The following is a 17,654-nucleotide window of genomic DNA, read 5'->3' as shown; positions in this document are numbered from 1 at the left end:
CGTCACGCCTCGTCGCGCTTCTGTTTCAGCCGATCGCGCCCGGCCCGGCCACGCGCCTTCCACATCGCCAGCTGCTGCTGCCGTTCGAGCACGCTCATCGTGTCGCGGCGCGCCTCGCGCAACAGCTTGTGGTAGTTCTTGACGCGGTCAGGCGGAACGCCCTCGCGCACCGCGCAGCCCGGCTCGTCGACATGCCTGCAATCGCGGAAGCGGCATTGCAGCGCCAGCGATTCGATGTCCTCGAACGCCGCGGCGAGCGTGGTCTCGTCGACATCCGGCCGCAGCGCCCGCAGCCCCGGCGTGTCAATCACGCAGGCGCCGCCCGGCAGGCGGTGCAGCGAGCGCGACGTGGTCGTGTGCTTGCCGCGGCTGTCGTGCTCGCGCACGGCGCCGGTGTCCTGCACCGCGCGGCCCAGCAGCGTGTTGGTCAGCGTCGACTTGCCGGCACCCGACGAGCCGAGCACGACCAGCGTCTGCCCGGCGCCGAGATACGCCTGCAGCTGCTGCACGGTGTACGGATCGGTGCCGTCGATCGCGAACAGGTCGATGCGTGCCGGCACGCGGCCGCGCAGCGCCTCGATGCGCTCCGCCAGCAGGCCGGGCACGTTCGCGATCACGTCGGCCTTGGTCAACACGATCGCGGGCGTGATGCCGCCCGGCTCGCTGCCGCCGCCGGCATGCACCAGCGCGAGGTAGCGCTCGAGCCGGCGCGGGTTGAAGTCGTCGTCCAGGCCCATCACCAGCAACGCGGTGTCGACGTTGCTGACCACCGGATGGCGGCGGCCGTCGGCGTCGCGCCGGTTGATGTGGCTGAGCGGCGGCACGCGCGCCTGCACCCAGACCTGGCCGTGGGGGTCGGTCGCGGCCAGCACCCAGTCGCCGACGGCGAGCGCCGTCGCGTCGTCGGTCAGCGCGCGGTTCAGGCGCGGCAGCACCCGGGCGGTCAGTTCGTCCGCGCCGTCGTGCAGGCGCACGGCGTCGCGGTGCACCTCGGTCAGGCGCAGCAGTTCGAGAGGCGGTGTGTCGGTGCCGGCGGCGACGTCGCTCAATGCGACGGCCACCGCGCGTTGCGCCAGCGCGGGCGACAGGCCCAGGGTGCGCAGGCGCTCGAAATCGATGTCGATCATGGTGGGGTCTGAACTTTCGTTTCTCGCAGCGCACGGCACGAAGGGCCATGCGCGGATCGGCCGGCGGGCCCGAAGGCATGCCAGTCAGCGGAGTGGAAACGTCGGTCGCGCCAAAGGCGCGTGGGTCAGACCCGGGAGGGGGCGGAGAAGCGGCGTCCCGGAAACGGCGAAGCGCAGGTCAGGCGGCGGCCGACGAGGGGGCAATGGCGGTTGGCTTGTCCATGGGGCACCTCCTGCGCGGTTGACGGACCGAGGGTCCGGGCGGTTCGCGAGCGGGGCGCGTCGCGAACGGCGGAGTCTGCCCGGCAGCCGACGATGCGTCAATCCGCGCCGCGCCCCGGGCTTGTGTTTTCGCAACGCGCCCGCAGGTGGGACGCATCGATGCCGGCGTCGGCCCCGGTTGCAAGAAGGGTCATGCCCGCCTCGTATGATCGTGCCGCTCTCGCCGTGCAGACGGCACTTACCGAAGGAACGCCCCGATGAAGTCATTGATCCTCGCCCTGTCCGTTGCCGTGATGTCCGCGGGCCTCGCGGCCCCGTTCGATGTGGAAGCGAAACGCCTGGGCGGCGGCTCGTCGGCCGGCATGCAACGCAGCATGCCTGCGCGCACCCCTGCGAACGCCGCGCCGGCCCAGCCGGCGCAAGCTGCGCCCACCGCCCCGGCAACGGCCGGCGCCACCGCGGCTGCCGCTGCGCCGAAGCGCTCGTGGATGGGCCCGATCGCGGGTCTCGCGGCCGGCCTGGGCATCGCCGCGCTGATGAGCCACCTCGGCATGGGCGAGGCGTTCGGCAACATCCTGACGATGGTGCTGCTGGCGGGCCTGGCGTTCGTTGCCATCCGCTTCCTGATGAACCGCTTCGCGCGCGGCAACGCGCCGGCGATGGCCACGCCGAACGGCATGCGCTTCGACACGGCGACGCCGCCAGCCGGCAACGCGCCTGCCTGGGCGCAACCCGGATCGGGGTCCGCGTCGGTCGCGCCGCTCGCAGCGGCATCCGGACTGCCCGCGGGCTTCGATGCGGCCGGCTTCGAACGCATCGCGAAGATGATCTTCATCCGCATGCAGGCCGCGAACGACACCGGTGACCTGAACGACCTGCGCGCGTTCACGACGCCCGAGATGTTCGCTGCCGTCAAGCTCGATCTGCAGGAGCGCGGCAACGCGCCGCAGACGACCGACGTCGTGCGCATCGACGCCGAAGTGCTGGACGTCGCGACCGAAACCGACCGCCAGATCGTCAGCGTGCGCTTCCACGGCCTGCTGCGCGAGGAGAAGGACGGCGTCGCTGCGCCGTTCGATGAAGTCTGGCACCTGGTGAAGCCGGCGGACGGCAGCCGCGAGTGGGCCATCGCGGGCATCCAGCAAGCGCAAGCCGCGTGAGCGGCAGGAAGCTCTTCGTCCTGACCGGCGCCTCGCGCGGCATGGGTGCCGCGCTGGCCGAGCAACTGATCGCGCCCGACCACGTGCTGCTGTGCATCGCCCGGCGCCACAACGACGGACTGGCGGCGCAAGCCGAGGCCGCCGGCGTCCGCTGCGAGCAGTGGGCACTCGATCTGGCGGAGCCGGTCGGGGCAGCCGCGCGACTGCAGGGCTGGCTCGGCGCGCTCGACGGCGCCTCGTTCGGCGCCGCGACGCTGGTCAACAACGCCGCCGCCTTGACCCGCATCGGCCCGGTCGACGAATGCAGCGACGTCGATCTGTCGGCGGCGATGCGCGTCGGGCTCGAAGCGCCGCTGCTGCTGAGCGCCGCCTTCCTGCGCGCGACGCGCTCCTGGACCGGCGACAAGCGCATCCTGAACATTTCCTCCGGCCTGGGTCGGCGCGCGATGGCCGGGCAGGCCTCCTACTGCGCCGCCAAGGCCGGCATGGATCACCTGACCCGCGCGATGGCGCTGGACGAGGCCAATCGCCCGAACGGTGCCAGGCTGGTCTCGCTGGCGCCCGGCGTGATCGACACCGACATGCAGGTGCAACTGCGCAGCGGCGAAGCGGCCGGCTTCCCCGAGAAGGCCAACTTCGTCGGGCTGAAGGAGCGCGGTCAGCTCAGCTCGCCGGCCGACGCGGCCGCGCGGCTGCTGGCCTACCTGGCCCGGCCCGACTTCGGCGCCAACCCGGTGGCCGACGTGCGCGACGCCTGAGGCGCCGGTGCGAATGGCGATCCGGCGCGTCGCCGTCTCCGCCCTTGCGGCGTTCGCTGTCGCCGCACTCGGCGGCTGCGGCAACCTGCAGCCCGCCACGTCGGCGGCCGGGACGACGATCGCGCCGAACGCCAACCTCGTGGCCCAAGGCATCCCGCCGATCCCGGCCAGCATCGCCGACGACGTCGCGCGCTACACCGAGTTCAGCGCCTACGCCTTCGTCGACTGGCACCCGACGCGCCGCGAGTTGCTCGTATCGCACCGCCCCCAGGGCGCGAGCGTGCCGCAGCTGTTCCGCATCGCCACACCGCTGGCCACGCCCGAGCCGCTGACCGAATCGACCGATCCGGTACGCCGTGCGCGCTACGAGCCGCGCGAGGGGCGCTACATCGTGTTCGCCCGCGGCACCGGCGGCAACGAGCAGGACAAGCTCTACCGCCTCGACCTGCCGGGCAAGCAGGTGACGCTGCTGACCGACACCGACGAGCGCCACAGCATGGAAGGCTGGCTGCACGCCGGCGGCCGCCTGCTCACGCTGGCCACGCCGCTGGACCGCACCGCGGCCGGCGGCACGCGCACCCAGGTCACCCAGACCCTGTCCTTGATGGACCCGCTGCAACCGCGTGCCGCCGAGAAGCTCGTCGACTTGCCGGGCGGCGGCTGGGGCGTCGGCAGTGTCTCGTGGGACGACCGGCAGGTGGCACTGACGCGCTACCTCTCGGCCGGCGAGTCGCAAGTCTGGTTGCTCGACCTCACCAGCCGCCAACTGACGCAGCTGCTGCCCGCCAGCGGCGGCGGCAAGGGCAGCTGGTTCGCCGGCGAGTTCAGCCGCGATGGCCGGGGGCTGTTCGTGCTCAGCGACCAGGGCAGCGAGTTCCGCCAGCTGGCGGTCTACGATTTCGTGCAGCGTCGCGTCACGCCCGTCACGCGCGACATCCCGTGGGACATCAGCGGCGCCAGCGCCAGCGAGAACGGTGCGTTGATCGCCGCGCGCGCCAACGTCGACGGTCGCGACGAATTGCGCCTGTACGACGCGCGCACGCTGCAACAGCTGCCGCCGCCGCGCCTGCCGCCCGGCGGGGTGGTCGCCGTCAGCTTCCATCCGCGACGGCCCGATCTGGCGTTCGCGTTGAACAGTGCGCAGGCACCCAGCCAGGTGTGGTCGATGAACCCGGCCAGCGGCGCGGTCGAGCCGTGGACACGCGCCGAGTCGCCCGCCGGCCTCGACCTGCGAAGTCTCCCGGAGCAGCGCATCGTGCGCTGGCCGAGCTTCGACGGCCGCACGATCTCGGGTGTCCTCAATTCGCCGCCGGCCCGCTTCACCGGCAAACGGCCGGTGCTGATCGCGATCCACGGCGGGCCCGAAGGCCAGGCCAAGCTCGGCTTCATCGCCCGCTCGAACTACCTCGTCAACGAACTCGGCATCGCGCTGATCCAGCCGAACGTGCGCGGCTCGAGCGGCTACGGCAAGACCTTCCTCGCGCTCGACGATGGCTTCAGGCGCGAGGACTCCGTGAAGGACATCGGTGCGCTGCTCGACTGGATAGCGACCCAGCCGACGCTGGACGCCTCGCGCGTGATCGTCACCGGCGGCAGCTACGGCGGCTACATGAGCCTGGCCGTCGCGACCACGTATTCGGACCGCATCGCCGGCTCGATCGACGTGGTCGGCATCTCGAACTTCCTGAGCTTCCTGAAGAACACCGAGAGCTATCGGCGCGACCTGCGGCGTGTCGAATACGGCGACGAGCGCGATCCGCCGATGCGTGCCCACCTCGAGAAGATCTCGCCGCTGACCAACGCCGCGAAGATCCGCAAGCCGCTGTTCGTCGTGCAGGGCAGGAACGATCCGCGCGTGCCGGTCACGGAGGCCGAGCAGATCGTCGCGCAGGTGCGCGCGAACGGTTCACCGGTCTGGTACCTGCGCGGCGAGAACGAAGGCCACGGCTTCCAGCGCAAGGAGAACGCCGACTTCCAGTTCTACGCGACCGTGCTGTTCATGCGCGAGACGCTGGGCCTCAAGTAGGCCCCTGGAAGCCGCCGGCGCGGAACGTCAGCACCAGGGTGTCGCGGTGGCCGCCTGTGGCGAGCGGCTGGATCGGCGTGCTCTCGTGGATGACGCGCGTGTCGTCGAGCAGCAGCGTCGTCCACGGCTCGCTCATCGTGAAGCGCAGGCCGGCCGGGCCGTCGGAATCGAACACCCGCGTCTCGCCGCCCTTGATGCCCTCGCGATCGACCAGCAGCACCGCGACCAGGTCGACGCCGTCGCGGTGCGCGCCCTCCGGCGTCGGGCGGCCGATGCCGTCGGTGGTGTCGATGCGGAACTGGTGTGCCTCGACGTACCACGGCTGGTTGCCTTTCAGTGCGCTGCAGCGCGCGCTCAACGCGACCAGCAGGCGCCCCCAGACCGGCTGCGCGACGACCTCGGGCGCCATCGGCTCGAACCAGCGCTCGAGCCCGCCGTGCAGCGCGTTGTACTCGACCGGCTGCCAGTGCGCGCGATGCGGCACGGGGGTGACGGCCATGCCCTCGACGACAAAGCACGAGTGCCGCCGCCGCCGGTAGCGGCCACCGTCGCGCAGGTGACCGTCGGGCGGCAGGTCGTCCCACGAGGGACGCAGCGCGTCGAGTTCATCCGCGCGCGCCGGCAGCAGCGCCCGCAGCGAGGTCGCGTCGAGCACGGCCCGGCCCGTGTCGCGCAGCGCGTTGTCGAGTTCGGTGGGCGGGGTCAGCGGAGGGCTCAGCAGCATCGTCATGACCCGAATGATGCCGTGACTTTGGTGGCATGCGCGGCCGTCGCGTCGGGCCCGGCAGGCACGCGCCGAGACCGGCCGCGCGGGCCCTGTGCTTCAATCGACGACCACCGCTGCCGGGGCCCGCACCTTGCCATCGATCCGTCCGTTTCTGCGTTGCGCCGCCGGCGCGATCGCCTTGCTGCTGGCGCTGCATGCCGGCGCGCAGGCGCCGGCATCGCCCGCGTCCGCTCCGGCCGAGACGCCGCTGAAGGAGGTCTCGGTCACCGCCGCGTCGTTCGCGCGCGGCCTGCCGGTACCGGCGTGGGCCGACCTGCTGCCGCTGCCCGCACAGCCGAGCGGGCCGCGCCGCGCGTTGACGCTGCGCCTCGACGACACGCACCTGATGGTCGCCGAGACGCCCGTCACGCTGGTCAACATCGCCCAGCAGGCCAACGACGCCAGCGTGCTCGGGCAGATCGGCCAGGCCTCGATCCAGTTCATTCCGCAATACCAGCGGCTGGTGCTGCACAAGGTCGCGCTGCAGCGCGGCGACCAACTCATCGACCACACCGCAACGGCGCCGGTGCGCTTCCTGCAGCGCGAGGCCGGGCTCGAGCAGGGCATCTACAGCGGCGTGATCACAGCGAGCCTGCTGCTGCCCGACGTGCGCGTCGGCGACACGCTGCTGTTGCAGTACTCGATCGAGGGCGCCAACCCGATCTTCGGCGGGCGCTATGCCCAAGGCGTGCCGTGGCAGCGCACGGTACCGGTGCAGACGCGCCGCGTCACGCTCAACCTGCCCGAAGCGCGCACGGTGCAATGGAAGTGGATCGGCGACGGCGCTGTCTCGACCATCGCCCCGGAGATCACGACGCGTGGCGGCATGCGGCGACTGCGCTTCGAGGAGCGCGAGATGGCCGGCGTCGAGCTTGAGCCGCTGTTGCCACGCGGCACGGTGCCGCTGCGCTGGCTTCAATTCAGCGAATTTGCCGACTGGGCCGAGGTGGCGCGCTGGGCCGACGGCCTCTTCGCCACCGATGCCGTGCTGCCGCCCGAGTTGACGCCGCTGCTGCAACGCCTGCAGCGCCTGCCCTCGCGCGCCGACCAGGCGTCGCAGGCGCTGCAGTGGGTGCAATCGGAGATCCGCTACTACTCCGTGTCGCTCGGCGAGAGTTCGCACCGGCCACACACCCCGGCGGAAGTGCTGCGCAACCGCTACGGCGATTGCAAGGACAAGTCGTTCCTGCTGATGCGCGTCCTGCAGTCGCTGGGTATTCCGGCGCGGGCCGTGCTGGCGTCGCTGGGCGCGCCGCAAGGGCCGAGCAAGGTGCTCGCCTCGGCGACCGCGTTCGACCACGTGGTCGTGCAGGCGCGCCTGGACGGGCGCGACTACTACCTCGATCCGACGCGGCTCGGCCAGCGCGGCGCGCTCGACCGCATGGGCCAGGGCCTCGAGGAAGCGAGCGTGCTGGTGATCGATCCGCGCGAGACCACCGCGTTGTCGACCGTGCGCTCGCCGAACCGGCGCGACATCTTCAGAAGCGAGCTGACCGAGCGCTTCAAGCTCGACGCGTTCGGCGAGGACGGCGAACTCGAGATGCAGCAGCAGTTCAACGGCCTGGCCGCCGAATCGCTGCGGCTCGGGCTCGCGCGCGTGGATGCGCAGCGCATGCAGCGCGTGCTGTTGACCGGCCTGGAGCGACGCTACCCCGGCATCACGATCGTCGGCACGCCGGAATTGCGCGACGAGCCCGAGCAGAACCGCGTGACGATCCTCGCCCGCTTCAAGGTACCGAAGCTCGCGACTGCGACCGACGGCAATTGGGTGATGCGCTTCTTGCCGGCCAACATGCAGGGCACGATCGCGGCGCCCCCGTCGACCACCCGCAACTTCCCGCTGGCGCTGCCGGGCTTCCCGTTGACGGTGTTGTACAGCGCCGAGATGCAATGGCCGGCCAGCGTCGGCGCGATCGTCGAGCCGACCACGCTGCGGCTGAGCAATGCGGGCTTCAACGCCGACGTGACACGCAGCTTCCGCGGCAATGTCGCGCGCGCCCATCTGCGTTTCGAGACCTCGAGCCCGGCGGTGCCGGCGAAGGACGTGCCGGCGATGATGACGGACGCGCGGGCGATGGAGAGCGCGATCGGCGGCGCGATGGTCGTCGCGCGCAACCAGGTCAAGGACGGCGGCTTCCTTGGCATCGGTCGCAAGACGCTGCAGGACAACCTACGCACGCGAGCGCAGGCCAGCATCGAGCGCAGCAGCAAGGCGATCGCCGGCGGCCAGCTCGGTGGCGAGGACCTGGCCCAGGCGCTGTGCCTGCGTGCCGACGCGCAGGCCGAACTCGGCCAACCGGCCGAGGCTTACAAGGACGCGCAGGAAGCGGTGCGCCAGGCACCCGCGGCCGGCGCCGTGTGGTTCTGCCAGGGCAACGCCAACTGGGCCCGCGGCGAGTTCGCCGCCGCCGCCACCGACTACGGCAAGGCGCTCGCGCTCGGCCACAGTGCCGCCGACGCCTACTACCGCCGCGGGCACGCGCGCTTCTTCGAGGGCCGCTTCGATGCCGCGGCGCAGGATTTCGCCAAAGCCGCGACCGACCGCGCCGACGCGAACGACCAGGCCTATGCGCGGCTCTGGCAAGCGCTCTCGCTGCAGCGCGCCGGCCAGGCGCTTCCCGCGTCCCTTGCCGCCGTGGCCGATCCGACAGGCGCCTGGCCGCGGCCGGCGATCGCGCTGGTCGCCGATCGGCTGGGGCCGGAGCAATTGCTCGAGGTGATGGCACGCAAGGACGGCGACGACCGCGAACTGGCGCTGGCCGAGGGTTGGTTCTACATCGGCGAGGCGCAACTCGGGTCGAACCAGCCCGACAAGGCGCGTGAGTCCTTCGCCAAGGCGCGGGCGCAAGGCATCACGCGCGCGGTCGAGCACGCCGCGGCCGGCTTCGAGCTCGAGCGCCTCGGCGCCAAGCCGTGACGCACCGGCCGCTCAGCCTGGCGCCGACAGCACCTTGATCCGCGCGCCGGCCAGGCTGACGACCTGGCCCGCGCGGATCTTGCAGGTCTTGCGCAGCTCGTCGCGCCCGTCGACCTGCACGAGGCCGTCGGCCACCATCATCTTCGCGATACCGCCGCTGGGCGCGAGGCCGGTGGCCTTGAGCAGCGCGTCGAGCGTGATGTGCTCGCCGCGCAGGGGAAAGTCGATCAGGTTCATCGCGACGACCCTTCGAGCCCGAACTCGTGCGCGAGCAGCGCATAGGACGTGCGGCGAACCGCCGGGTCGTGCGCCCAGGTGTTGATCACGATCTCGTCGAGTTGCAGTTCGTCCGCCAGGTCACGCAGCTGCGCACCGACCTCGGCGCCGGTGCCGACGAACGCCTTCGCGCGCATCGCCTCGACCGTCGGCCACTCGTCGGGCGTGAAGCCGCGGCGCGCGATCGCCTCGGGCGCCTGCAGCGGGCCGAGCACGCCGCGCGCGCGGTCGACGCGCCAGCGCTCGCGGCCGAGCGCGTGGTGTGCGGCCGCCTCGTGCGTGTCCGCGGCGAGCGCCCAGACGCACACGGTGGCCTGCGGCTCCGGGTGGCGTTCGCTCGGCCGGTACAGGCGTCGGTACAGCGCGAGTGCCTCGTCCGCCCCCTGCCCGTCGATGAAGAAATACGCGTAGGCATATGGCAGGCCGAAGTGCGCGGCGAGTTGGGCACCGTAGTTCGAGCTGCCGAGGATCCAGACCGCGGGCGCATGCGGCCCGTGCGGGTGCGCCGCGATGCCCTGGTGCGCGGGCAGAGACGTCCACGCCTGCAGGTCGCGCACCTGCTCGGGGAACTGATCGGCCGCGGCGTGCGCGTTCGGGTTCAGCGCGCGCGCGGTGCGCATGTCGCCGCCCGGCGCGCGGCCGACGCCGAGGTCGATCCGTCCCGGTGCGAGCGCCTCCAGCACGCGGAACTGCTCGGCCACTTTCAGCGCGCTGTAGTGCGGCAGCATCACGCCGGCACTGCCGATCCGGATGCGGGTCGTGCGTGCGGCGATCGCCGCCATCAGGATCTCGGGCGCGCTGCCGATGATGGTCGGCAGGCCGTGATGCTCGCTGACCCAGAAGCGCGCATAGCCGAGACGCTCGCAGTGCTGCGCCAGGTCCAGCGTGTCGCGGATCGCGGCGTCCTCGGTGCTGCCGGCGACCGAGACGGACTGGTCCAGCACCGACAGTGTCAGTGTCCTCATGCCGGATGCGTCGGGTCGATCCACTTGACGGACTCGGGCTTCTCGACCGGCGCGATGTCCAGGTTCACCGCGACGGCCTCGCCATCGCTGCGGACCAGCACGCATTCGAGCACCTCGGTCGCGCTGGCGTTGATCTCCTGGTGCGGCACGAACGGCGGCACGTAGATGAAGTCGCCCGGCCCGGCTTCGGCGGTGAACTCGAGCGCGTCGCCCCAGCGCATCCGCGCGCGGCCCTTCACGACGTAGATCACGCTCTCGAGCGGGCCGTGGTGGTGCGCGCCGGTCTTGGCATCGGGGTGGATGTGGACGGTGCCCGCCCAAAGCTTGTTGGCACCGACGCGCGCGAAGTTGATCGCCGCCTTGCGGTCCATGCCGGGCGTCTGCGCGGTGTTGGGGTCGAGCGAATCGGCGCCGATCACGCGCACGCCATCGTGCTTCCAGTGGTGTGTCAAGCGGTTCTCCTGTGGCATCGTTGTCGATTCTGGACCACAGACCGCACGCTTGCAGCGCATGGGCATCCACGGGGATGGCGCGGCCGCCGTTCTTTTCGTGTACATTCGCCCCACAGTTATACGCAAGACAGTGGTTGTACGAGATTCTTCCCCCTACCTGTCGCGGTTCCGCGGTGGGCGTCGTTAGAAATCCCCCCTGATCGTTTCTTGAGTGTTGCTGCATGCGCTGCATGTGCCGCGCATTATTTGAAAATAGATAGGATAGTTTTCCATGACGACCCAAACCGGTACCGTGAAGTGGTTCAACGAGAGCAAGGGCTTCGGCTTCATCGCTCAAGACGCGGGCGGCGCTGACCTGTTCGCCCACTTCCGTGACATCCAGGGCAATGGCTTCAAGACCCTGCTGGAAAACCAGCGCGTCGAATTCGAAGTCAAGCAAGGCCAGAAGGGCCTGCAAGCCGCGAACATTCGCGTGCTGTAAACCCCCGCAGGGCGCGAGCCCCGCACCAAGAAAACCGCGGTCTCCCGCGGTTTTTTTACGCCTGCCGCGTCCGTCGCGTGGGTGACTTGGCGCATGCATCGGGCGATCTAAGATGCGCAGCCCATTCCACGGAGACAAGACATGAGCACCCTCGCCGCGCTGACCAATCACCAGATTCGCCTGAAGGCCCGCCCGAACGGCCTGCCCACCCGCGACGGATGGGACTTCACGACCGAACCGGTCAACGAACCCGCCGAGGGCGGCGTGCTGGTCAAGACGCTGGCGATCTCGCTCGACCCGGCGATGCGCGGCTGGATGAACGAAGGCAAGAGCTACATCCCGCCGGTCGCGATCGGCGAGGTGATGCGCGCCGGCGGCATCGGCGAGGTGATCGCGTCGAAGAACGACGCGTTCAAGGTGGGCGACGTGGTCAGCTGCACGCCGGGCGTGCAGGAGTACATCCTGATCCCGGCCGACCAGATCAAGCGCAATGGCCTGTTCAAGATCGACACCCGCCTGGGCACGCCGACGCAGTGGCTGAACGTGCTCGGCATGCCGGGCATGACGGCGTACTTCGGCCTGCTCGACGTCGGCATGCCGCAGCCGGGCGAGACGGTCGTCGTCTCCGGCGCGGCCGGCGCGGTCGGCCAGACGGTGGGCCAGCTCGCCAAGATCAAGGGCTGCCGCGTCGTCGGCATCGCCGGCGGACCCAAGAAGTGCGAGTGGGTCGTCAAGGAGCTGGGCTTCGACGCCTGCATCGACTACAAGGCCGGCGATCTCAAGAGCGCGCTGCGCGATGCCTGCCCGAAGGGCGTGGACGTGTACTTCGACAACGTCGGCGGCGACATCCTCGACACCGTGATGACGCGCCTGGCGCGCAAGGCCCGCATCGTGATCTGCGGTGCGATCAGCCAGTACAACAACACCACGCCGGTCAAGGGTCCGGCCAACTACCTGTCGCTGCTGGTGAACCGCGCGCGCATGGAGGGCATGGTGGTGTTCGACTACACCGACCGCTTCCCGATCGCGGTGGCCGAACTCGCCGGCTATCTGAAGGACGGCCGCATGAAGAGCAAGGAAGACGTGGTCGTCGGCCTGAACACCTTTCCCGAAACGCTGCTGAAGCTGTTCAACGGCGAGAACTTCGGCAAGCTGGTGCTGCAGTTCGCCTGAGCGCCCGCGCGCGGGCGGCAAATCGCGCGCCAGTGGCGTTTTCCCGGCGCTGATCGGCGCCTGGCCGGGCGGCGGCCGGACTAGACTGGCGTCCCGGCAGACCAGCGTCGCAGCGGGCGACGCAGCGGCTGCCGCTGCCCTCCATGACCGAACGCCGCGCCCCTCTCGAAGCCGACACGGCCCCGTCCGCAGCGCTGCTCGCCGCGTGGTGCGGTCAATCGCACGACCTGCTCGCGCTCACCGATGCGGCCGGCGCACTGCGCTGGTGCAATCCGGCGTTCGCCACCGCGACCGGCCTGGCATTCGGCGGCAGCCTCCTCGACCTCGCGGCCGACGACGCGCCGACCCGCTCGACCCTGGACGACGCGCTGCAGCGCGGCCGCGACGGCACGTTCGAGCTCGCGCTGCACGCCGTCGGCGGCGCAGCGCTCTGGGTCGACGCACGCGTGGCCGCGCTCGGCAGCGAGCGTCTCTGGACCTTGTGCGACACCACCCGGCAGCACGAGCTCGCGGCCCGCGCGCAGCATCTCTCGGAGCTGCTCGACATGGCGCAGGAGTTCGGTCGCCTGGGCGTCTGGGAACGCGAGATCCCGTCGGGCAAGGGTCGCTGGGACCGCCACGTGTTCGGCTTCTGGGGAATGACGCCATCGGACGGCACGCCCGACTTCGCGCTGGCGGCCGCGCGTGTCCACCCCGATGACCGGCTCGACGGACGCTACGAGGAGTCCACGCGCACCGCCGGGCGCTACAACGCGCGCTACCGGGTGGTGCAGCCCGACGGCAAGCTGCGCTGGTTGCACTCGCAATGGGAAGTGAAGAATTCGCCGCAGGGCCAGCCCGATCGGACCCTCGGCATCATGATGGACGACACGGCCGTCTACGAGCTGGCCCGCTCCCTCGATCACGCCTCATCGCAGCTGCGGCTCGCCGCCGAACTGGCCGACATCGTGATCTGGCGCCACGACCTGCAGACCGACCGGCTCCACTACAACGACCACGGCTTCAAGGTGCTGCGCATCCCGTACCGCGAAGGCGGCCTCTCGTTGGCCGAGGCGCGCTCGTACACGCACCCCGACGATGTGCACAAGCTCGCCGGCTCGGCCGTGCACTCGCTGCACACCGACGGACCGGTCGACGTCGAGACCCGCCACCGCTGGCCGGACGGCACGTGGCGCCACATGCTCGTGCGGCGCGTCGTCGAGCGCGATGCGAGCGGCAAGCCGGTGGCGTTCGTCGGGATCTCGCTCGACGTGACGGACCAGGTCGAGCGCACCCGCCACGCCGAGCAGATGACGCGCCGGCTCGAGTCCGCCGCACGCGCCGCACACGTCGGCGTCTGGACCACCCACATCGGCACCATCCAGACCGAATGGAACGAGCAGATGTACGAGCTGTTCGACCGCATCGACCCCGGCCGCCCGCCGCCGACGCTGGCCGAGTGGCTGCGCCAATGCGTGCACCCGGACGACATGGCGCGCGTCGGCAGAGCGGCGCAGGGTTACCTCAAGGACGCGCGTGGCGTGCTCGAGATCGAGTTCCGCGCCGTGCGCCGCGACGAGTCGATCCGCTGGGTCGTGCTGCGTGGCGACATCGACCGCAGCGACCCGCAGGCGCTGCGCGTGTTCGGCATCGCGATGGACGTCACCGACCGACACGCGGCGCAGGCCGCGCTGCACGCCGTCAGCGAGCGCTCGGCGCTGATCGCCCGCCACGCCGGCATCGGTACCTGGGAGATCGAAGGTGCCAACGGCCCGGGTCTGTGGGACGAACAGATGTTCCGCCTGCGCGGACTGGAGCCGGCACCCACGGCGCCCGACCGCGAGACGCGACTGGCGCTGGTGCATCCGGACGACCGGGAGGCCAACCTCGACGGCGCGGCCGGCGATAACCTCGACGACGCGACGACCGCCTACGAATTCCGGATCGTGCTGCCCGACGGCCGTTGCCGCTGGCTGGCCTCGCGGTCGGCGGTGCTGCGCGACGCGAACGGTCAGGTGCTGCGCCGCGTCGGCGTCAACTGGGACATCACCGAGGCGAAGAACGCCGAACTGGCCCGCCAGCAGGCGATGCTGGCCGAACGCGAGAGCGAAGCCAAGTCGCAGTTCCTCTCGCGCATGAGCCACGAGCTGCGCACGCCGCTGAACGCGGTGCTGGGTTTCACGCAGCTGCTGCAGCTCGAGGCGCGGCAGAGTCGCAACGGCGGCCAGGCGGCGCGCCTGGACCACATCCGTTCCGCCGGCGAACACCTGCTGCGCCTGATCGACAACGCCCTCGATCTGTCGAGCCTGCAGAGCGGCACCCTCACGCTCGACCTGCAGTCGGTGCCGATCGCCTGCGCGATCGCTCAGACGCTGCCGTTGATGACCGAACTCGCGGCCAGGCACGAGGTCGCGCTGCACAGCGCCGCACCGGTCGCCACGGTCCGCGCCGATCCGGCACGGCTGCAGCAGATCCTGGTCAACCTGCTGTCGAACGCGATCCAGTACAACCGCCCGGGCGGGCAGGTGATCGTCGATGGCGAGGTCGACGGCGCCGTCGTGCGCCTGAACGTGCGCGACACCGGCCGCGGGATGCGAGCCGACCAGCTCGAACACCTGTTCGAGCCGTTCAACCGGCTCGGCGCCGAGAACGACGGCATCGAAGGGTCCGGGATCGGCCTGACGATCGTGAAGGCACTGGTCGAAGGGATGCACGGGCAGATCGCCGTCTCCAGCGTGCCGGGCCGCGGCTCGGTGTTCGAGGTCACGCTGCCGCTGGTGACGACCGACCAGGATGCCGCGGCGCCGAAGCCGCCGGAAGCGCCGGAGCCGAGCGCACCGCGCGCGCGCTCGGGCCAGCTGCTCTACATTGAGGACAACGCGGTCAACGTGCTGCTCGTCGAAGAACTCGTGACCAGCCTGTCCGGCCTGCGCCTGGCCGCCGAGGCCACCGGTGCGAACGGCGTCGCGCGCGCGCGCACGCTGCGGCCGGATCTGATCCTGATCGACATGCAGCTTCCCGACTTCGACGGTTTCGAGGTGCTGCGCCAGTTGCGGCAGTACCCCGAGACCGCCGGCATCTCCTGCATTGCCCTCTCGGCCAACGCGATGCCCGAGGACATCGAGCGCGGCCTGGCCGCCGGCTTCGACGACTACTGGACCAAGCCGATCAAGTTCAAGCCGTTCCTCGACGCACTCGACCGGATCTTCCCGCCCGGCGCCGAGACGACCCGCTGAGCCACGCTACTGCGCCTGCGGCACGAGGCCGCGCTGTTTCAGCATCGGCTCGACCGTCGGCGCGCGACCGCGAAAGGCCCGGTACGCCGCCGCCGGTTCGATCGAGTTGCCGGTCGAGTAGATGAACTCGCGCAGGCGCTGCGCGACCGCGGGGTCGAACGGGTTGCCCGCTTCCTTGAACGCGTCGTAGCCGTCGGCGTCGAGCACCTCGGCCCACAGGTAGACGTAGTAGCCGGCGGCGTAGCCCGAACCCGAGAACAGGTGCTGGAAATGCGTGAGCCGGTGGTTCAGGCCGACCACCGCCGGCGCGCCGATGCGCGCGAGCTCGGCGCGCTCGAACTCGACGATGTCCGGCGCCTGCGCATCGGTCAGCGCATGCGCGGCCATGTCGACCAGTGCGGAAGCGGTGTAACGCACCGTCTCGTAGCCCTGGTTGAAGAACCGCGCGTCATGCAGTTTGGCGATGAGCGCGTCGGGAATCGGCTCGCCGGTACGGTAGTGGCGCGCGTGGCGCTTGAGCACCTCGGGCTCGGTCAGCCAGTGCTCGAAGATCTGCGACGGCAGCTCGACGAAGTCGCGCAGCACGCTGGTGCCCGAGACGCGCTCGTAGGTCACGTTCGACAGCAGCCCGTGCAGCCCGTGGCCGAACTCGTGGAACAGCGTGCTGGCGTCGTCGAAGCTCAGCAGCGTCGGCTCGCCGGGCGCGCCCTTCGCGAAATTGTTGTTGTTGATCACGATCGGCAGCGTGCGCTCGCCGGCCGCGCCGTTTCGCGACTGCTTGCGGAACGAGCTCATCCACGCACCGCTGCGCTTGGTCGGGCGCGCGAAGTTGTCGTGCAGGAACACGCCGATGGCGGCGTCGTCCGCGCCGCGCACCTCGTAGACCTTCACGTCGGGGTGGTACGCGCGCAGTTCCGGCCGCGCGACGAAGCGGATGCCGAACAGACGTTGCGCGCAATCGAACAGCGCCTCGACCATGCGATCGAGCGGGAAGTACGGCTTGACCGTCGCCTCGTCGAGGTCGTAGCGCACCTGGCGCACCTTCTCGGCGTAGAAGCGCCAGTCCCACGGCTGGATCTGCACCGTCTCGCCGCGGGACAGCGCCAGCGCCTGCAGCGCCTCGAGTTCGGCCGCCGCGCGCGCCTTGGCCGGCTCCCACACCTGGGTCAGCAGCCCGGTGACCGCCGCCCGCTGACCCGCCATCGTGTCGCTGAGCGCGTAGTCGGCGTAGCTCGCATAGCCGTGCAGGCGGGCCTGCTCGTTGCGCAGCGACAGGATTTCGCGCGCGATCGGCCGGTTGTCGTGCGCGCCCGGGTGTTCGCCGCGGGTCGTCCAGGCGCGCCAGGCCTGTTCGCGCAGGTCGCGACGCTCGGAGAAGGTCAGGAACGGCACGATGTGCGAGCGCGACAGCGTGACCAGCAGCGCGTCCGGCAGGCCGCGGTCCAGCGCCGCCTGGCGCAGCGCGGCGCGCACGAACTCGGGCAGGCCGGCCGCGTCGGCCTCGCCATGCAACTCGAGGCGGAAGCCCGCCTCGTCGGCCAGCACGTTCTGGCCGAACTGCGTCGTCAACTCCGCCAAGCGTCCCATGATCTGGGCGTAGCGTTGCTGCTCGGCGGCGCCGAGCGTCGCACCGGCCCGCACGAAGCCGAGGTGGAAGCGCTCCAGCACGCGACGCTGCTCCGGCGTCAGCGCCAGGCTGTCCCGCTCGCGGTACAGCGCGTCGATGCGTGCGAACAGCGGCTGGTGCATCGAGATCGCGCTGTCGTGCGCGGCGAGCACCGGCGCCAGCCGCATCTCGGCGGCCTGCAATGCGGGCGAGGTCTCGCTCGAGGCGAGGTTGTAGAACAGGTTCTCGATCCGGCGCAGCGCGGCGCCGCTGCGGTCCATCGCCGCGATCGTGTTCTCGAAGGTCGGCGGCGCCGGATTCGCGCCGATCGCGTCGACCTCGGCCCGGTGCGCCCGCACCGCCTGCTCGAACGCCGGCTCGAAATGCTCGGCGCGGATCGCCTCGAATGGCGGCAACCCGTGGGGCGTGGTCCAGGGTTGCAGCAGCGGATTGCTCGTGAAGCTGCTGGGGGAATTGCTCGCAGCAATTGACATGGCGCGTCTCGGGGTG

13 protein-coding genes are annotated in these 17,654 nt (G+C 70.7%); 7 read left to right on the top strand and 6 right to left on the bottom strand.

Going from position 1 to position 17,654, the window contains the following annotated elements; translation table 11 throughout:
* Positions 1-2: 2 nt before the first annotated feature.
* The gene (gene rsgA / locus ASC76_RS14790) at positions 3-1,127 is read right to left on the bottom strand and encodes a ribosome small subunit-dependent GTPase A (RefSeq protein WP_056467792.1); all 1,125 of its coding nucleotides are present in this window, start codon (positions 1,125-1,127) and stop codon (positions 3-5) included.
* Between the two features lie 479 nt (positions 1,128-1,606).
* Here rsgA and ASC76_RS14785 point away from each other — a divergent pair, with 479 nt between their 5' ends.
* From ASC76_RS14785 to ASC76_RS14775, 3 genes are read left to right on the top strand one after another with little or no spacing between them, the layout of a single operon-like run.
* Positions 1,607-2,509, top strand: a complete 903-nt coding sequence (locus tag ASC76_RS14785; RefSeq protein ID WP_056467789.1) for a Tim44 domain-containing protein — start codon at positions 1,607-1,609, stop codon at positions 2,507-2,509.
* Positions 2,506-3,267, top strand: a complete 762-nt coding sequence (locus tag ASC76_RS14780) for an SDR family NAD(P)-dependent oxidoreductase (protein WP_082549202.1) — start codon at positions 2,506-2,508, stop codon at positions 3,265-3,267. Before ASC76_RS14785 ends, ASC76_RS14780 begins: the two co-directional genes overlap by 4 nt.
* A gap of 13 nt (positions 3,268-3,280) precedes the next feature.
* The gene (locus ASC76_RS14775) at positions 3,281-5,293 is read left to right on the top strand and encodes a prolyl oligopeptidase family serine peptidase (RefSeq protein WP_082549201.1); all 2,013 of its coding nucleotides are present in this window, start codon (positions 3,281-3,283) and stop codon (positions 5,291-5,293) included.
* On the opposite strand, the gene ASC76_RS14770 is transcribed toward ASC76_RS14775, so the two are convergent.
* Positions 5,286-6,023, bottom strand: a complete 738-nt coding sequence (locus tag ASC76_RS14770; protein ID WP_371262136.1) for a 2OG-Fe dioxygenase family protein — start codon at positions 6,021-6,023, stop codon at positions 5,286-5,288. The genes ASC76_RS14775 and ASC76_RS14770 overlap by 8 nt on opposite strands.
* Before the next feature lie 127 nt (positions 6,024-6,150).
* Here ASC76_RS14770 and ASC76_RS14765 point away from each other — a divergent pair, with 127 nt between their 5' ends.
* Positions 6,151-8,976: a DUF3857 domain-containing protein gene (locus tag ASC76_RS14765; RefSeq protein WP_056467787.1), complete on the top strand. Its 2,826-nt coding sequence runs from the start codon at positions 6,151-6,153 to the stop codon at positions 8,974-8,976.
* A gap of 12 nt (positions 8,977-8,988) precedes the next feature.
* On the opposite strand, the gene ASC76_RS14760 is transcribed toward ASC76_RS14765, so the two are convergent.
* From ASC76_RS14760 to ASC76_RS14750, 3 genes are read right to left on the bottom strand one after another with little or no spacing between them, the layout of a single operon-like run.
* A complete protein-coding gene (locus tag ASC76_RS14760; RefSeq protein ID WP_056467784.1) occupies positions 8,989-9,213 on the bottom strand; it encodes an RNA-binding S4 domain-containing protein in 225 nt (74 codons plus the stop codon).
* The gene (locus ASC76_RS14755; RefSeq protein WP_056470853.1) at positions 9,210-10,208 is read right to left on the bottom strand and encodes an LLM class flavin-dependent oxidoreductase; all 999 of its coding nucleotides are present in this window, start codon (positions 10,206-10,208) and stop codon (positions 9,210-9,212) included. Before ASC76_RS14755 ends, ASC76_RS14760 begins: the two co-directional genes overlap by 4 nt.
* A 5-nt stretch (positions 10,209-10,213) precedes the next feature.
* Positions 10,214-10,669, bottom strand: a complete 456-nt coding sequence (locus ASC76_RS14750) for a cupin domain-containing protein (RefSeq protein WP_235580475.1) — start codon at positions 10,667-10,669, stop codon at positions 10,214-10,216.
* A gap of 271 nt (positions 10,670-10,940) precedes the next feature.
* On the opposite strand from ASC76_RS14750, the gene ASC76_RS14745 reads away from it, so the two are divergent.
* The 3 genes from ASC76_RS14745 to ASC76_RS14735 all read left to right on the top strand — a co-directional run bounded on the left by ASC76_RS14745 (position 10,941) and on the right by ASC76_RS14735 (position 15,538).
* A complete protein-coding gene (locus ASC76_RS14745) occupies positions 10,941-11,150 on the top strand; it encodes a cold-shock protein (RefSeq protein WP_056467777.1) in 210 nt (69 codons plus the stop codon).
* A 141-nt stretch (positions 11,151-11,291) separates the two neighbouring features.
* Positions 11,292-12,323 carry an NADP-dependent oxidoreductase gene (locus ASC76_RS14740; RefSeq protein ID WP_056467772.1) on the top strand — a complete coding sequence of 344 codons (1,032 nt, stop codon included), beginning with the start codon at positions 11,292-11,294 and terminating at the stop codon, positions 12,321-12,323.
* Between the two features lie 143 nt (positions 12,324-12,466).
* Positions 12,467-15,538, top strand: a complete 3,072-nt coding sequence (locus ASC76_RS14735; protein ID WP_056467769.1) for a PAS domain-containing protein — start codon at positions 12,467-12,469, stop codon at positions 15,536-15,538.
* Positions 15,539-15,544: 6 nt separating this feature from the next.
* On the opposite strand, the gene ASC76_RS14730 is transcribed toward ASC76_RS14735, so the two are convergent.
* Positions 15,545-17,638, bottom strand: coding sequence for a M3 family metallopeptidase (locus tag ASC76_RS14730; protein ID WP_056467767.1), 2,094 nt, complete (start codon positions 17,636-17,638; stop codon positions 15,545-15,547).
* Positions 17,639-17,654: the final 16 nt, after the last annotated feature.

It is taken from the genome of Rhizobacter sp. Root404 (assembly GCF_001425865.1).
GTDB lineage: Bacteria > Pseudomonadota > Gammaproteobacteria > Burkholderiales > Burkholderiaceae_C > LMDS01.
The sequence above is the reverse complement of the archived record's forward strand: the minus strand, read 5'-3'. Positions and strand labels throughout refer to the sequence as shown.

Coding starts and splice junctions, on each gene's coding strand:
- rsgA (WP_056467792.1), bottom strand. CDS start 1,127: ATGATCGACATCGATTTCGAGCGCCTGCGCACCCTGGGCCTGTCGCCC.
- ASC76_RS14785 (WP_056467789.1), top strand. CDS start 1,607: ATGAAGTCATTGATCCTCGCCCTGTCCGTTGCCGTGATGTCCGCGGGC.
- ASC76_RS14775 (WP_082549201.1), top strand. CDS start 3,281: ATGGCGATCCGGCGCGTCGCCGTCTCCGCCCTTGCGGCGTTCGCTGTC.
- ASC76_RS14770 (WP_371262136.1), bottom strand. CDS start 6,023: ATGACGATGCTGCTGAGCCCTCCGCTGACCCCGCCCACCGAACTCGAC.
- ASC76_RS14760 (WP_056467784.1), bottom strand. CDS start 9,213: ATGAACCTGATCGACTTTCCCCTGCGCGGCGAGCACATCACGCTCGAC.
- ASC76_RS14745 (WP_056467777.1), top strand. CDS start 10,941: ATGACGACCCAAACCGGTACCGTGAAGTGGTTCAACGAGAGCAAGGGC.
- ASC76_RS14740 (WP_056467772.1), top strand. CDS start 11,292: ATGAGCACCCTCGCCGCGCTGACCAATCACCAGATTCGCCTGAAGGCC.
- ASC76_RS14735 (WP_056467769.1), top strand. CDS start 12,467: ATGACCGAACGCCGCGCCCCTCTCGAAGCCGACACGGCCCCGTCCGCA.
- ASC76_RS14730 (WP_056467767.1), bottom strand. CDS start 17,638: ATGTCAATTGCTGCGAGCAATTCCCCCAGCAGCTTCACGAGCAATCCG.